Consider the following 16,176-nt stretch of genomic DNA (forward strand, 5'->3'; position numbering starts at 1 on the left):
CTGACACTTTTGACTTGTGTAACATAAAAAATACTCCCCCCAATGATGACAGTTTAATTTTTTTACTGTCTCTCATAAGGGGAGCATATCAAAATGACTGGTCAGACCTACAAATGACAGGTCAGCCTTTGACTTGTCATTTATTGTCAAAATTGCAAATCCTAGCTATCTCTCTGGCAATTATCACAGCTTCTTCTGATGTATTATCCCTGCCAAAGCTAATACGAATTGTCCCCATCGCGTATTCTAACGGTAGTTTTAAAGCTTTTATGACACTTGACAATTCCATATCCCTCGAATTGCAGGCAGAGCCCGTTGCCACCGCAATCCCCAACAGGTCAAGGCGATTGACTATCATTTCACCATTAGCATTTTTTATCGATAAACTAATTGTCCCTTCAACATTAGAATCCGCTTCATTAACCATGTAGTCAAGGCTGGTTTCCTTCATTGCATGTAAGAACGTCTTTCTTACATCTGCAACATAATCCCTATCTTCTTGCATAGTTTGACAACTCATTTCTAATGCCTTTGCCATGCCTACGATGCCAGCAATATTCTCCGTTCCAGCACGTTTACCATATTCCTGCGCACCGCCGTGTATCAACGAATCGATTTCCACACCTTGACGAATGTATAAAAAGCCCATTCCTTTAGGTCCATGAAACTTATGCGCTGAAGCAGACAACATATCCACCTGCAATGATTTGACATCTATCGGTATATGTCCCACAGCCTGTACTGCATCGGTATGAAAATACGCATCTACACGTTTAGCTGCTGATGCTAGTTTCTGAATTGGCTGTATTGACCCAATTTCATTATTGACTAACATAATAGATATCAATAATGGCGAATTCACGGTATTAAGCGATGCTTCATAACTATGCTGATCAATAATACCCTCATGCGTAACTGGCAACCTTGTAACAATATGACCCTTTTGTTCTAAATAATCACAGGTATTCAATACAGCATGATGTTCAATCTGACTTGTCAAAATGCGAGTATCGTTTCCATGTGCAGAAACAAAGCCCTTCAAAGCCCAATTGTCTGCCTCACTTCCGCCAGAAGTAAAGTAAATCTCTTCTGGCTGCGCACCGATTTGCCTTGCTATTGCTTCTCTTGCCTGTTTTACCTGCCGGCGGATTTGTGATGCTTGACGGTAAAGTGCTGATGGATTGTAAAAGTCATCTATAAAATATGCACGCATTATTTCAGCCACTTCAGGATACATTTCTGTCGTTGCTGCATTATCTGCATAGATATTATATTTCACATTATCCCCTACTTTGAACTTAATCGAACAAAGTACATCCCTGTTCTTTAAATTCTTCTATTTTATCCTTTAAATCTTCTACTGATACTTCTAGGTATTCTGCTAAGCAATCAATACAATAATATTCTGATACTGATTCTCCCAACAATTTCTTATTAACGCCAATCTCATCTTTTGAAAGATTATCCTTACAACAACTTACGCACATCATATTCATCACATCACAACTCATTTACAGTAATATCCGGTATATTTTTCCCTCTAAACTCATCATCTAACAATCCAAGCTGATACTTGATTATTTCTCGCATATATCTAGCTGGATCCAAGCAATATTTCTTCAATTCTCGAGCAGAAATATCTTCCGGCTCCCTCACATGTGGGAATAAAAGTTTCAAAAACCCTGTGGCTATTCGTTTTATTGCCTCTGTATCTCTCGTATCTGACTTCTCTGGAACATTCGTTCTCGCATCTATAACCATTCGATAGCTAGAATCATCACGCAATGCGTGCATTATCGAGGAAAAATACTCCGAATTAAGACTCCAGCCTTCGATTTTCAAATCATCATTCATGCGCGGTAAATCCCAACCTTTTAGGAAGCCATGAAAACGATCTATCAAGGCACTTTCATGAAACACCTCCGGCAATTCCTGAAATACATTTTCCCGCACATCAGCCTTCATAAGCTCTGACGAAATATTTCCCAGCAATACAATCCCTGCATCCGCCGCGCCTTCATGATTGCCAACCGTATACTTACCATTTTCCATATAGCCTTTCAGCGCACCACGCATCTCATTAACATCGGAGAAATTTATCGTCTGCACCTCATCCAGCGCCACATAATCATGCCCAAATACCAAACCTTCCGAACGCCGGGCGATATCATAGAACATCCGTGCTCTAGACATGGTCCCGCCGGAAGACAGCCAACCATAACGGCTAACGGAACCGAATAAGTAGGATTTGCCTGTTCCTTTTGGCGCTAATTCGATTAAGTTCAATCTTTTTTCCACAAAAGGAAGCAATCTGGTAATCATGGATAATTTCTGCTTCTCATCACGATAGCCATTTGCATTATAATCCATTGCGCCCAGAACGATATCTATCCATTCTTCCAAGGAGAATGCTCGCCGCGCATCTTTAAATTCATCAAGGTCAACAATATATGGACAAAAGTCCTTAAAACCAGTCAGTTTGATCATCCCAGGTTCCTGCTTGCTTATTGGCGGCTGATAACCAATTTCTACAATCCCCCAGTTTTCCTCTGATTTTAACAAAGCTTCACTACATTCCGACCATACATTAGGTGGAATTATCGTATCTTTGAAGCGAAGATTAAAATCAGGCAAAGAAAACGATATTTTCTGCGTCTTGATATCAATATCAACAGATATTTTTGCCAGGAATTTCACACGCTCATTTTCACTTATAACACGATTCTTTATAGACTTCCAATCTTCTGCTTTAGGTATGAATTTACGAATGAATTCAATCACTTCATCAGCTTCGATTTCTCCATTATCGTCTTGAAATCTTTTCAAAACCCAATCCCGCATAAAAGAAGGTAATTTAAAGGACGAAATAAAATTATTCTTTTTTAGGTCTTTATAGACCACCATTTCATCAAAATAGTCTTTTAATTTTTCTCCAAATTCATCAGATGTATAATCTGTCACCTAAATTCCCTCCTCAAAAACCCAAATCGACTTCGTGGGTTTTCTTTATGATTTCAAACTGCAATTCAATACCTGTAGCCTTATTATCATCATATACTTCGGCTACATATTTATTTTTACGTTTTATATCATCCAAAATAAACTCAGCATGTTTATTATCAACAGTTAATTTTCCAGAATAAAACTTATTCTTCACTCGCAACTGAGGTTTATTCATCTCTCTATTACAGAATAATACTAGCTTCGTTTTCTCATTGCCTTTTCGCTCTATTGAATCATTTTCAAAGGCATACGTCAATCGATCCGGCATTGTTGTAACTGCAATTACCGGCACCAGTACTTCTTCTAAAGTAGCCCCACCATGGACCTCGACTTCTGCTTTATGACCGCCCTTGAATCGTTCATAATTAGCTAATACTGCATAGCCATTCTCATATGTTGCATACGGGATTTGTGGATCGTCATCAATGGGACAGCATCTACCACTATGCTTTCCCTTTTCCTCCAACTCGATCATGCCATTTTCTGATTCATTGATTACAGCTAATCTACTTGCGCCATGATCCGAAAAGATAATCGCACGTTTGATTATCCCCTGTGACAATTTCATACGAATGTCTTTGAGGACATTGTCGATGACCGCCAATTCATCCAGCAGATGTATTGGCTGCTTTATCTTCTCATAATCATAATAATTAACACCATGTTTTATTTCATCTAATTCCTTCGTGTTTTTACAAGTATCATGGAAGTAATCTATGTAATCTTTATTCAAACTGGTTATAGATGGCAATTCACTATGAGCAATGCGCACCTCAGTAATCAATCCATATTCTTTACATTTATTCTTAATGTAAGACAGATACTCCACACCCATTGCATCGATAAAATATGGCGAATCTTCGCGACATTGTAGATTCTTAAACGTTGCTATTCTACCCAATAATCGATTATATGGTCTATCTTCTGCAATTTTATCCACCTTAGACAAAAAATCTTCCTGAATTTTGTTTGATACTTTTTGCTTCTTATATTCTGTAAAATAATCCGTCAATTCACCAGCTAATACTTCATCATCAACTTGAATAATACTCTCATTAAAAGTAAACGTATCCATATACAAGAATACTTGTGGTAACACACGTTGCAAAATTTCGTTTGTTTCTTTTGTCGTGTAATCATAATAGCTTAACCACTTCATTGCACAAATTTGTTCATCACTGGTACGATCCGTCAAATAGAAAATAGCTTTTCTGCCTTTTTGACCGACCTCATTACAAAATTGTGCAGATATCTTTTTGTTATCCTTTATCTTATCCAGTAACTTTTTTCGTTCTTGATAACATTGACCAAAATCTTCTTCATCAACATCTACACTTAGAATCGAAAAATAAATCGACCTTTCTAGTTCTAATTGATTTTTTATATCTTTTACGGCCTTATTCAGATAGCTATTACTCGTCCCTTGGATCCTTATTGCTAGCCAGTACAGCCAAAGAAGATTCGAACCCGGATCATTATTTTCTAAGACATCACCTATACATATCTCTAAATCAAAAACCTTGAATTCATCCGCTATAATCTTCTCAAAGCTCTCTTTTTCCAGACGTTCCAGTAACCATTGCCATTGTTCTTCGGTACCATTCTCCTTAGAGAGGCAACCACTAAAAAATGGATATTCTTGACACAATACATCGAAGCTTTCCGGTCCTTGAGACACACTGTATACAGCTTTATTAAATAAGGCTGAAGAATACCTCGTGACTAAAGATATCATCAAACTGTCTTTAATGGTTTCATTCGTCATCTGCTCCAATGAAGACAGCAAGTCTCCGATGCTATTATAAGTTGTACCTTTTGCATATCTGGGATTATGTTCAATAATTATTTGCGGCAAAGGCTGAGTGCTATTACCAAGGAATTTGATTCTTCTTTCCAGACGAATATCTTGTCTGCATTTCTTCTGCAAATACTCGCGGCAATGCATTAACAAAATGATTGTATGTTCACGGCATGTCTCATTCACAGCCCTATCTAGGTATTCCTGCAAAACACTTTGACTCTGCAACATACAGGCTTGTGACAAACCTACCAAAACGTGAATACCATCTGCAAATGCGCTGCTATACGCCTGTTCTATATCTGGTATAGAATCATCTTTACAAAAATCTGATACATAGATGAATTTCTTGGCAACATCAATGCGAAGCCTGAATATCAGTTCGTGAAATAAATCATAATCCTCCGTATCGATTATCAGCGGGAACCCCGTTGATACATTGTTACAATACGATGCGACATCATTTATGCATTGAATAACATCAAGGCTTCGCATTACATCATCTCCTAATTATTTCTTGCCCTTTAATATTTGAATACCCACAGCCAGATTATCCGTTATCAATTCACGCAAGTAATATTTCAATTCCTCCGGATCTAAATTTTCTACCATCTCTATAGCTTCTATGCAGCGTTCATCCGTATAGATTTCACTAGCACGCTTTTCGAGCAGATGCGATACGCTCTTATCTTCAAACCAATGATACGGAGATGTCTTCGCATTCTGTTGCAAATATGCACGAATTTCATTCGCACTTCCTAAAACAACAGCATAATCACCAACCACACCTTCTATAAAGCACTTATCGCGCTCTTGCTCATTACGCAGTCGTTCGAATATATTCGCATTAGCATCATCCGATATAAAGTCCATTGTACGCTTCACATCTTCATCTTTTGGGGAATCACTGTTGAGCACATTGAAATATACTCTGATTCTTTGACGAGAATCATCATCGAACATACACAAAATTGGCGTTTGGTATCTATTGGACCATTCCTTAGGACTCTTCGTCCCAGTTTTCTCTTCCCATATTTTGCGCATCTTCAGTTTAGCTTGCGATGCCAAATATTCCTTGACTTTTCCTTCCACATAACTGTAATAGTCTGATTTAGAATACGTGAAAAGGCCGTCCGTCAAAGATGCGTATATTTGCTTAGCATCATCATCCGATAACTCCTGCAATGGAATTTTAGCGATTTCCTTAAAGCAGTCAAACTGCGCATCATACACTTCATCAAACAAAGCACGAGATGTTGTCAGTACATCATAGAATTGTTCCTTATCTTGATCTAATAAAGTTCCCGTCTTTTTCATCTTATAGAGCATTTCTATAAACGGTTTCAATTCGCCGCGTATTTCTGATAGTGACTCGGATGAAATATGCAACTTACGCGTACGATCATTCCATTGAGCAACCGCTTCTCCAAGTTTTGAACTCTTGGGCAAGCTGAGGTTACTCTCCTGAACAATCTTATACTCAAGAATGACACGGTTTATCTTTTCTTCTGCAGTAATTACATCCCATACCCAGTTAGCTGCATCTGCGTTAAACTTTTTCTTTACTTGATCAATGTAGCGACCATTATCTCCTATGTCCTTTGCTAATTTGACCAACTCTCCGTTTTGATACTGGGCAATAAACGCCACCATTCCCTCATGGCACATATCAGCATTCACAAGAGTTGCCAAATCATCGGCCAACACCGTGTTATCCAGGAATCTACGACCTAGGTCATTCGCAATGGCACTTTCATCTCTGCCACCCATGTTACCATTATTTGCTAAACCGCAATATAAATCGATAGCCTCTTCCACAACAGGCAGCTTCGTCACTAACTTATCTTGTTTACCTAGAACATACTTCACGCACCACAACGGGAATGGCATTTTGCGCAATTCCAAACGAATACGGTCACGTGCTTGTTCTATAGAGCCACAACATTCCGGATCAATACGGTAAATTTTGGCAGTTGCTTTTAAGAATGCACTTTGTTCAGCACTCATAGCCACTAAGAATTCTTCTTTATATTTCTTATTTTCTACTACGGTTTGATTGATTCCATTAGCAATCATGCCCTTCATTTTTTCCACAGTCATGGGCGTGCTGGTCAAGCCATTGCTCCAAAAGAAATCACCTTGCGTATATTCTTTTAATAAGAACCCCATGATAAAAGCTGTGATATTACAGGGCATATAACCAAATTTAGGTTTACGCAATTCTTCAAACATATAGAGGATACTGATTCTGCCATCTTCCTTGAATTTCTTTTCAATCATATCCTCTATTGCCAATTTCGCTTTTACTAATGGCAATGATTGTTTCATCGGATCTTCCCAGTATTTATCTACATGCCAAGCGCCATTCACAACATTCTCGAGACTGAATCTTTTATTCGATGCATTGAATGCGCCTTTTAATTCCTGTTTGATGCCGCACTCTGCCCCCATTGCCAAAGGCCCTTTCGTAAACATCTGGTCTACTACTTCATTCTGTTCCAAAGCATATGGGTATACACGCAGATTCATGGCTTTCAGTTCATCAATCAAGACCGTTTTATTCGCACAGCGGAAGCCACTAATATTTTCCTTATTGTATAACGTAAATGAACCATTTTCCACAGACGATTTCCATTCATCCAATTTATCATCCGCCTGTTTTGTAAACCCTTTTGCTTGATTGCGATCTTTCTTTAAATAGTATTTCGCATAAGCAGATGAAGTAACATAATCACTGAAACTTTCTTCCCCCATAATATTGCTAGAAGCATCAATGAATATTATGTTGCTATATTCATCCTTCTTGATACTCTGCTCGATAAGTTCACGAATTCGAATAGATTCTGCTTCATTCTTGGCAAATGTCAATACAACCGGGAATGTATACTTCCAATCCTGTCTTGATATACCATTGATGATATTGGTAAAATCATCCACAGTTGCAGGTGATACTTCCAAGCGTGCTTCCAAAGCCTTAGGCAACTTCAAAGCAGCGGGAAGTGTTGCATCAAGAACCAAATTCTTTGTCTTCTTCTCTTTGCGAATTTCTTCCTTGAGATTGTCGATTTCATTGTTATCGTTTTGGTTCAGCGCCACAACATATTCTGTACGATTACCTGCAGGGCGCTTAAACAGAACTTGCTTTTTCTCCAAGGCATCTGCAATGGCATGGCCTTTATACTCTCTCCAACCCGACACACCCGAAAATGCTAAATCAACATTCTGATCATTAGGTTTAAGCAAATCCACATTACCGACACGATTAGAAATCGATTGCAATAACAATATTACCTTGAATACACGCTTCTCGTCTTCATCAAAGCGATCATTATCAACAATATTATAGGCCCCAAGAATTGTTCTTACAGAATCCGTCAATCCGCTCTTACCTTGAACGCAGAAGAAATCCCACAACATATCTACGGTCAGCAAGTTATGGTTAGAAAGCGGGCCAATACTGTCAATAAACCATTTGAAGCTCTTTGCATTCATATCATTACTCAGAATGAAGTCGAACATACTGCGCTGATTGGATGCAAACACTACGGAAATATGTTTAAGTAGCAGAGCTGCATATGGATGAATAGGAATTATTTTACACAAATCCTCATCCTTAAGAAATGTTTTGCTGCCCATACTATGCTTCTTCGCGTCATCCACAATTACTCGACGAACTGTAATCAACTGTTCATTGAGATCATTAGCATAATCCTGCCATTCTTCCATAAGAGCAGGTTCATCCGTTTTCTTCATTGCCTGTGCCATTAAGCGAAATGCCATATTTTCAGGTAATTCAATTTTAATAGGCGGTACAAAGCGGCCAAGAATTTTCTTAGCATCTTCCGAACTAGCAAATAATGAAGTTGATTCATGCGATACAATCATAAAGAAGAAATTCGAATCCTGACTTACCTGTACCAATGTCTGGAAGCCAGTCAAGGCATTCCGGTTATTATGGAAGTACTCCGTAAACTCATCCCAAATAAACAGAATCGCGCTCAGATGATTCTCACGAATAATTGTACGGATCCAATTTGCCATGTCTTCTGCAGATAATCGCATCGCAACAATATTATTGTCACGAGCCACTTCCAACAGATTTCGCATCAAGTCCATGACTTTAACAGGATTATTTTCTTTTAGTTCAGCAATTATATGATCTATATTTTTGTCTGGGAATTTCCATGCATATTTTTCATCTGCAATAAGGCTAGCAAAATAAACCTTATTGGCTTCTTTCTCTTCTAACCAATTCAACGCAGCCATACGCAAGGAAGATTCACCATGATTTTTTATGTTATGCTTTTCTAAAGCAGTAAGAATGCTTTCCTGAATGGCTATAATTAAGTCATTATCTGAATGAATGGAGGAAGAACCAACACGATGTATGGTAATCATATTACCGTTATTTTTATCAGCAATTATTTTATCGCATAACTCTTTCTTCAGACCATAATCTTCGAAATATGCCTTCACTTCATCATCTGTTGCTTCCAGAAGTGATTTCACCGTTAAAGCAGCATGAGATTTACCTGTACCATATGCACCTTCCACCCAAAGAGAAAGATTCTGCTTGCCAGATAATACTGCATGAGTATTTTCCAACAAATTGATAAAACTCTCGTGAGGGTAATAGTTCTTCCAGGAAACCTTTCCTTCTTCAATCAATTTGGCCGTAATTGCAGGATAAAAATTCTCATCTATCGAGAAATAATCTTTATATGTTTTATTTTCTCCCATGATTCTTCTCCCATCCCATTATAACAAGTCTAATACGTCTTCAGCTTTTTTCTCACTTCGCAAAGCAATCTGATCTAAATCCAAAGTAAAGGTAGCAGAGATAAATGCCGGATAATTCGCACTAAGTCCATTCAGTATTGGAATCATCGTCTCACGATCAAGCCCAAAAATTCGAGTTGGACTAATTCCATCACGTTCGATAGTATCATCTAACAACGATTCCAACGAAAATTGATACATACCATCGCATGCCTCAGCAAATTTATACAAGGAATATAATATAACGATATCACTGGGATTCGACCACGTAGTTCTTGTGAACGAATTCAATTTAAGTATTTCATTTCCTGATGCAGTGATTTTTACATCTGCATCCACAATGCCTAAAATTTGAGAAGTTCCCAACGGTGTTTTAGCAAGAATGACTTTCAATGCATCTACAACATTCCTTCTACCCAATCCCTTGGTATCATTTTCCATATCCTCTGCTAACATTTCTTTCATCTCTTCTGGCGAATATGTTCTATCTAAGTTTAATCTATCAATTACCCATTTAAATGTTGGAGTATATACCAAATTCGATACAATAAGCCCCCACAAAGTGTCCGAATCATCTTTTACCTTTATTAATTTTTTTGTAAAATCTGTTGGAATATTTTTCGTATACTTGTCTCCATCTGCATTTCTTTTATATTCAACCATGTTTGCATCTCTTAAAAAATGAACAAATGCATCTTTCTTCTTATTTTGTACTATACCATCACCATCAGACATCCAAAACTCATCCCCCCCTTCATAATTTAAATAAGTGTCAATCCATTCTTCTCGAGTACCAAAAGTAAAATATCTATCAAGTCCACTCATCTTTTTCCCCTCCACATTTTTATTCTTTACTGAACTATATAACATGCAATGATCTCGTATATCATGACATTTAAAGCAGTGCACACATGCCGCACTAACCTTTACCCCTTTACTCATATCTATACAATGAAGCTTACATTCCGCTTCACATATACCGCATCGTTTGCAATATATACTTTTAATAATCACACTTCTAAATAGAGATTTTAGCTTTATAAAATCTCTTGTATTCTCATACATTGGGATTTTAAATATTATCTTATCTGTTTGCTTTTCACATAATATTACATATTCCTTATTTTTAAAGAGAATCCTATATTCATTGCTTGAAACTTGATTTACAGTACCTATAGTCTTTATCCATTCAAGCCAAAACAATTCAGTTATATACACATTGACAATCAATGAACCGTCATCATCTTGCACATCAAACATATCTTTTCCTAAATTCAGTTCTCTCCCACTTTTTCTTGTCCTCCAAAAGCCATTATCTATAAATCTTTTCATTTCATTTTCATTATATTTTTTCCCACTAGTTTCACTTATTATAGATAAGAATTTGTCAACATCTTTTTGGTACAATTCTCGTTTAATGTATTCGTGTTTACCTGTGGAATTAGGACATACCAAGCATCCAGCACGTGAGCTTCCTTTTTTATAAGCATTATTCAGCGGAAGATTATTAGTATATATATAGAGAAACACTTCCACCGAATTCCAATCTAAAATTGTATGACAGCTATACTGCCCCTGATGTTTTTTTCCTTCGGTTAAGTCATCATACATGCTTCGCTTTAAGCTTTCTTCTGCACGTACTCCTGTAAATGCCATTCCTGTAAAAGAATCTTTTCTGATTATTTTTCTAATTAAATTTAGCTGTGGAGAAGTTTTATGAACACTACAGCACCATCTAATAGCCGTAGAGGGTGGTCCAAAGCATCTCCAACTTTCTTGTGGCGTAATTTCTGATTTTGCTCTATAAAACTTAATACCTTTACTTTTGTACTCATCTTCCATATGATTCACTAAATCATATGTATCTACAAATTCCATTTGTGTATCACCAAATAATATGAAGTAACTATCATTGGGCAATGACTTTGTCACTATATCCGCAGCCACTATGCTATCTTTACCACCACTAAACGCAACATAAAAGACATCTACTTTTCTTTTATATTTTTTATAATAATTGAAAACGTTTTTTATCGTTTCTTGTGTCAGATTTTCTAATATCGTTTTGTTTTTTTCAATCATTAACGATAAATTAACAGGCTCTAGCGTGCGAGTTTTTTCCCCGAGGTTATCTAAAACAATTAATTCTGGCTTTGAATATAGTGTTCCGCCTTGTGTCTTTGCTATTTTTTCTCCACGATAAAAATAGTTATTGTTTTCAGCCCACATTATAGGTTGCTCTTCAACTCTAGGATAATTATAATATTTATCAAAACCGAGCAAATCTAGCTCTTGATAATATACAGGTCTCGCTTCCATGCTCATCTTTTCCTGTTCTGGAAGCAATAGAACTCCACCTGTTTCTTTATCCCATATGTATTTATACAATTCATTCACCCTTAATTTTTCTACGTTTTATTTTTGCTTTTTCCAGGATTATATTAATCCCCTTGTAATTAGCTCTTGTGATATAGCCATCTTCTTTGAGTTCGTTTAATGCTTCTTCTTCGGTATTACATTCCTTACGAGCCAATACATCCATTATGATATCATCGAATTCGATTTTTCCTGCATCACGTCTTATCATAACACCATTAAAATCTTTTTCCGAAAAAGAACTATTCAACAATTCATACTTCTCACTAAAGCTATAAATATAACTTTCCAACAAGTATCCGGTCCATCGATAATTTTCTACGCTAGGAAAATTACTAACCAATGAGCTAATCTTTTTCAAGGACATATATTTTCCTGTGCAAATATTCTCTTCAATAAAGGCATCAATCTTTTTCGCATCAAATTTCACAAACGAATCTTTCACGAAATTATTTTCATCTATCCTGACCATAGTATCGTGAATAATATCATGACGAATAGGTGTATTGATTTCCTTCGAAAATTCCTTAAGTTCCTCTAATGTAAATTGATCACGCTCATCACAAAATTCCCGATACATTTTACCTGTATCTATTTCTACATTTTTAGGCGTTACAAATTTTGTTGTAAAATTAAAATCATCACTTAACAAATACCCCAAGGCTTTTTGAAAACAAGTTGTCGAAAACATCTCTGTATTGATTTTTACAGATTTACATTCAATATAAATCTGCCGCCTACATTCTTCTGCTTGTAGCTGACGGGCTGGCGCTGTTATGATTGCGTTTTTTATCACGCTACGAACATGCCTTAATTCATCACTTGTTATTGGGAATGCTTTTATCGACATATAGGTATTCGTCGCCGTATTGATGATTGAAGACGTCGAACGTACCACTTGTTTTATTTTATCGATGGGAATAAACCACAAATCTTGTTCTAATTCGTCATACGTTATTTCCCTTTGAACATCCCTTATATACCTGCGAACATCCTCATCCGGATTAGCTGAAAATTCTTTTGGTGTAATATGCCCAAAGCCATTCACATTGTATCTATGCATGCTTCGTTCCATAACAGACCAGAATTCATTTTCACCATATATTTGCATTTGATGCTCTATTTCATACTTATAACGAGGAAACACGCAACAATTATATATGCAGCTAAATCCTTTTGCATATATATCTTCGAAATCATTTAATATCTTATCGATAAGTTTATTTTGTTCTTGATTATTTTTTAGTTTTCTTCTCCCATCATCATCATAAGTAATTGACATGATATTCATTATAAACATATGATGATTTATCTCGGTCCCATATCGCTCTTTATACAATCCCGCAAATCGATTGAAATCAAGTTTACTATTTAGTCTTATTCCATTGGGATATTCATCCTCCATTATTTCACGATATTTATCTTCAACATTGTTACCTTTGGTCTTGTCAATCTCTAAAGATTCCGACTTTAATGCTGACTCTTTTTCTTTTTGATAGTCCCGTTCCGATTCCTTTATTATCTCTATATCAGAGCTTTGTTTTTCCGTACTATATTCTTTGTGCTCAAAGCTTGAATCTTTATTGTACCAGGATAATTGCACATTTTCAGTAGGATCTCCCTCCTGCTCATATCCCAGCTTTTTATTCGCCTCTGTCAATAGATACTGAAATTCTGTATTTCTAAACCTATACATTGATACAATATTTTTATCCGCCTTGGAACCACCTTTACGTCCTCTACGCCCATCCGTCAATAAATAGTCAATTTCTAACGCATGCCGATTTATTGCGCCTTTAGTTCTGGAAACATCCATGACAAAACCAAGGTCTGACGCATATTTTCGCAGATGATCATAGAAGTCCTGAATTATTGCTATTATCGAGTTTCCTTTTAAATTTGCGCATTCATATGTCAGGCGAGCAATCTCATATTCATCCCATTGTCTTTCCATCGCTACCGGTAATAACTCCTTCTCATTAGGATGTAAAATATTTTCATATCCGCTCTTATTTTCAAGACGTATTGAAAACATCTCTTTATCCAATGTTGAATAATCTTCTCCTTCTATTCCCTGACCAGCTTCCAATAACTTAAATCCGTATATTTTCATGGCCAGCTCAGTTATCGTGAAAAATGGTTCTGTAGTATCATCAAGTTTATATTTCTCCCGGTTATACTTCTCTAAGGTTACACACTCTTGACGCATCATTTCGTCCCACTCTGACGAGTCAACTTCCCTAAGTGCATAATAAAGCTCCAACATCTGCGCTGTTGCGAATTTATCCCAAATGCTGTTGACCGTATCATCTATACTCTTTTCACTCACCGCTATCTGCTTTTCATCTCCAGAAACATTCTCTAGAGCATCCACTGGGGACATTTGACGATTCTCCTGTAAATCTGACCGGTCAATTCCTTCCTTTATATACATACGCTCCCTAGCCTCCCTCAATATTGCTTGAAAGGCTTCTGGATCCGTATCATACACTTCCATGATACTAGATATCCAGCCAGCGCCACCGCTTAATCCATGCTTTCCTCCAGTAAAAACGTAATCGCAATTATGAATTTGCATGGTTATTCCCGCTAGATTACGATACTTATCGTCTATATTTAAACCTCTTATTACACCATAATGTCTGTATAAATCTGATAACTTCTCTATTTCTTTTACCCATTCAGATTTTGGCCAATCTTTTATCTTCATATAGGTGTCTATCAGAATGACTCTCTCGTATTTGTCAAAAGGTACTCGCATAGCATTCATTCCTTACTGGCTATGTTCTAATATTATTCTAATATTATACCACTTTATAACGGAATCCGCTAGTTTTACTTTATAGTTCTATAATTTCGTTAGTTTCACCTCAACACATCAAATATTCTGTATAATATTCCTAGAGGTGATTGAAACCATGTCTATCGGCAGCAGAATCAAAGCACGACGCAAGGAGCTAGGACTGACACAAATAGAGCTTGGCCAGCGTGTCCATAAGTCTTCTCAGGTAATCTCCAATTGGGAACGCGGATATACCACCGGCATTGCCGCTGAAGATTTACAGCACTTAGCCAAGGCTTTGGCCACGGATGTTGCCTTCTTCGTCCCCAACGCCTATACTGCCACCTCGCAGGTGTTGGGCACCGACCAGATTCAAATGGGCAAAGTGCAGGAAACACTTCATGACAGCCGCTTGAATTCTTTGATTGCAGAATATCCCCGCCTGGATGAAAAATCCAAGGATATCATTGATGCCATCGTGGCCCTGTCCAAAAAAGAATACTAAAAAGCTTCATGCTGCCGACATATTCTGTCAGCAAGCATGAAGCTTTTTTACTACAAACAATTAACGGGCGCAAGCAAAAGGCACAGTGGAAGCGTCAGTTCCTGCTCAAATGACATGACCATCACTCCCTGCTTCCATATTAGAGTTTTATGGCTAAATCGGGTTCTCATTGCCGTTATTCGCTTGACACTCCCCATAGATGAATCTAGGGGATTCTTGGTTCGACAACCACTGCACCCAGACCTAAGCCTAAACGTCTTACACGATTTCCCCAAGCGTGAATTCCCGTGTGCCCCACGGTATTTGTGTACGTGAAAGCCTGTTATCTTTGCAACGGTGAGGTCTTTAAATCACCATAGGTTGATACACGCAACCTCAACCCGCTAAGAACTGGTTGCCCTAAGGCCTTGGTTTTCGATTCGTCCAGTTTCTATGGTAGCGGGGCTTCTCCTTTCTTTCGTATTCTTTAGGTTAAGTTTATTATACTACAAAAGTTAGCAGTTGTCCTGCTTCAATTACTTGCGTAAATTCGCAGGACCCACCTTATTCACATAAAAAAACACGTTAAAAAACCGTTGACCAGTCAATTTTGATATGCTCCCCTTATGAGAGACAGTAAAAAAATTAAACTGTCATCATTGGGGGGAGTATTTTTTATGTTACACAAGTCAAAAGTGTCAGCGAAAGATAAATTAAAAACTATCCGCAAATACTTAGCTGGAAAAATTGGACAACGAGCCGCAGCTCGTGAGCTAGAGGTAAGTCTTGCCTCCATTCAGCGATGGATTAAGCAGTACGAGGCTGAAGGGGAAGCTGCATTCCTGCCATATGAGAAGAATCGTACTTATACAGCAGAAGTGAAGACAAAAGCGGTTCTTTCCTACTTGAATGGTGAAGGGAGTCTGTTGGATGTCTGTAAAAATTACAAAATTC

The 16,176-nt window shown here is 37.4% G+C and carries 9 protein-coding genes; 2 read left to right on the forward strand and 7 right to left on the reverse strand.

Annotated features, from left to right (window positions below; genetic code table 11):
- Window positions 1-136: 136 nt before the first annotated feature.
- The 7 genes from BLQ59_RS14650 to BLQ59_RS14680 are packed head-to-tail and all read right to left on the reverse strand — an operon-like array spanning window position 137 to window position 14,666.
- Window positions 137-1,279: a cysteine desulfurase family protein gene (locus BLQ59_RS14650; RefSeq protein ID WP_074573566.1), complete on the reverse strand. Its 1,143-nt coding sequence runs from the start codon at window positions 1,277-1,279 to the stop codon at window positions 137-139.
- Window positions 1,280-1,298: 19 nt separating this feature from the next.
- Window positions 1,299-1,511, reverse strand: coding sequence for a hypothetical protein (locus BLQ59_RS14655; RefSeq protein WP_256324697.1), 213 nt, complete (start codon window positions 1,509-1,511; stop codon window positions 1,299-1,301).
- Window positions 1,501-2,961 (reverse strand): BREX system Lon protease-like protein BrxL, encoded by a 1,461-nt coding sequence (gene brxL / locus BLQ59_RS14660; protein WP_256324698.1) that lies wholly within the window; start codon window positions 2,959-2,961, stop codon window positions 1,501-1,503. Before brxL ends, BLQ59_RS14655 begins: the two co-directional genes overlap by 11 nt.
- A 13-nt stretch (window positions 2,962-2,974) precedes the next feature.
- Window positions 2,975-5,296, reverse strand: coding sequence for a BREX-4 system phosphatase PglZ (gene pglZ, locus BLQ59_RS14665; protein WP_074573568.1), 2,322 nt, complete (start codon window positions 5,294-5,296; stop codon window positions 2,975-2,977).
- 15 nt (window positions 5,297-5,311) lie between these two features.
- Entirely contained in the window at window positions 5,312-9,541 is a 4,230-nt protein-coding gene (locus BLQ59_RS14670; protein WP_074573569.1) for a hypothetical protein, read from the reverse strand.
- 18 nt (window positions 9,542-9,559) lie between these two features.
- Window positions 9,560-11,977, reverse strand: a complete 2,418-nt coding sequence (locus tag BLQ59_RS14675) for a phosphoadenosine phosphosulfate reductase domain-containing protein (protein ID WP_218122919.1) — start codon at window positions 11,975-11,977, stop codon at window positions 9,560-9,562.
- Window positions 11,970-14,666: a hypothetical protein gene (locus BLQ59_RS14680; protein WP_143005380.1), complete on the reverse strand. Its 2,697-nt coding sequence runs from the start codon at window positions 14,664-14,666 to the stop codon at window positions 11,970-11,972. Before BLQ59_RS14680 ends, BLQ59_RS14675 begins: the two co-directional genes overlap by 8 nt.
- A 208-nt stretch (window positions 14,667-14,874) precedes the next feature.
- Between BLQ59_RS14680 and BLQ59_RS14685 the strand changes: the two genes are divergently transcribed.
- Together BLQ59_RS14685 and BLQ59_RS14690 are read left to right on the forward strand one after the other, a co-directional pair.
- Complete coding sequence (locus BLQ59_RS14685) at window positions 14,875-15,243, forward strand: helix-turn-helix domain-containing protein (protein ID WP_074573572.1); 369 nt, start codon at window positions 14,875-14,877, stop codon at window positions 15,241-15,243.
- 656 nt (window positions 15,244-15,899) lie between these two features.
- A partial coding sequence (locus BLQ59_RS14690; protein WP_176756799.1) for a helix-turn-helix domain-containing protein occupies window positions 15,900-16,176 on the forward strand: 277 nt, incomplete at its 3' end.

Origin of the sequence: Pseudoselenomonas ruminantium (assembly GCF_900104055.1) — a bacterium.
GTDB lineage: Bacteria > Bacillota > Negativicutes > Selenomonadales > Selenomonadaceae > Selenomonas_A > Selenomonas_A ruminantium_C.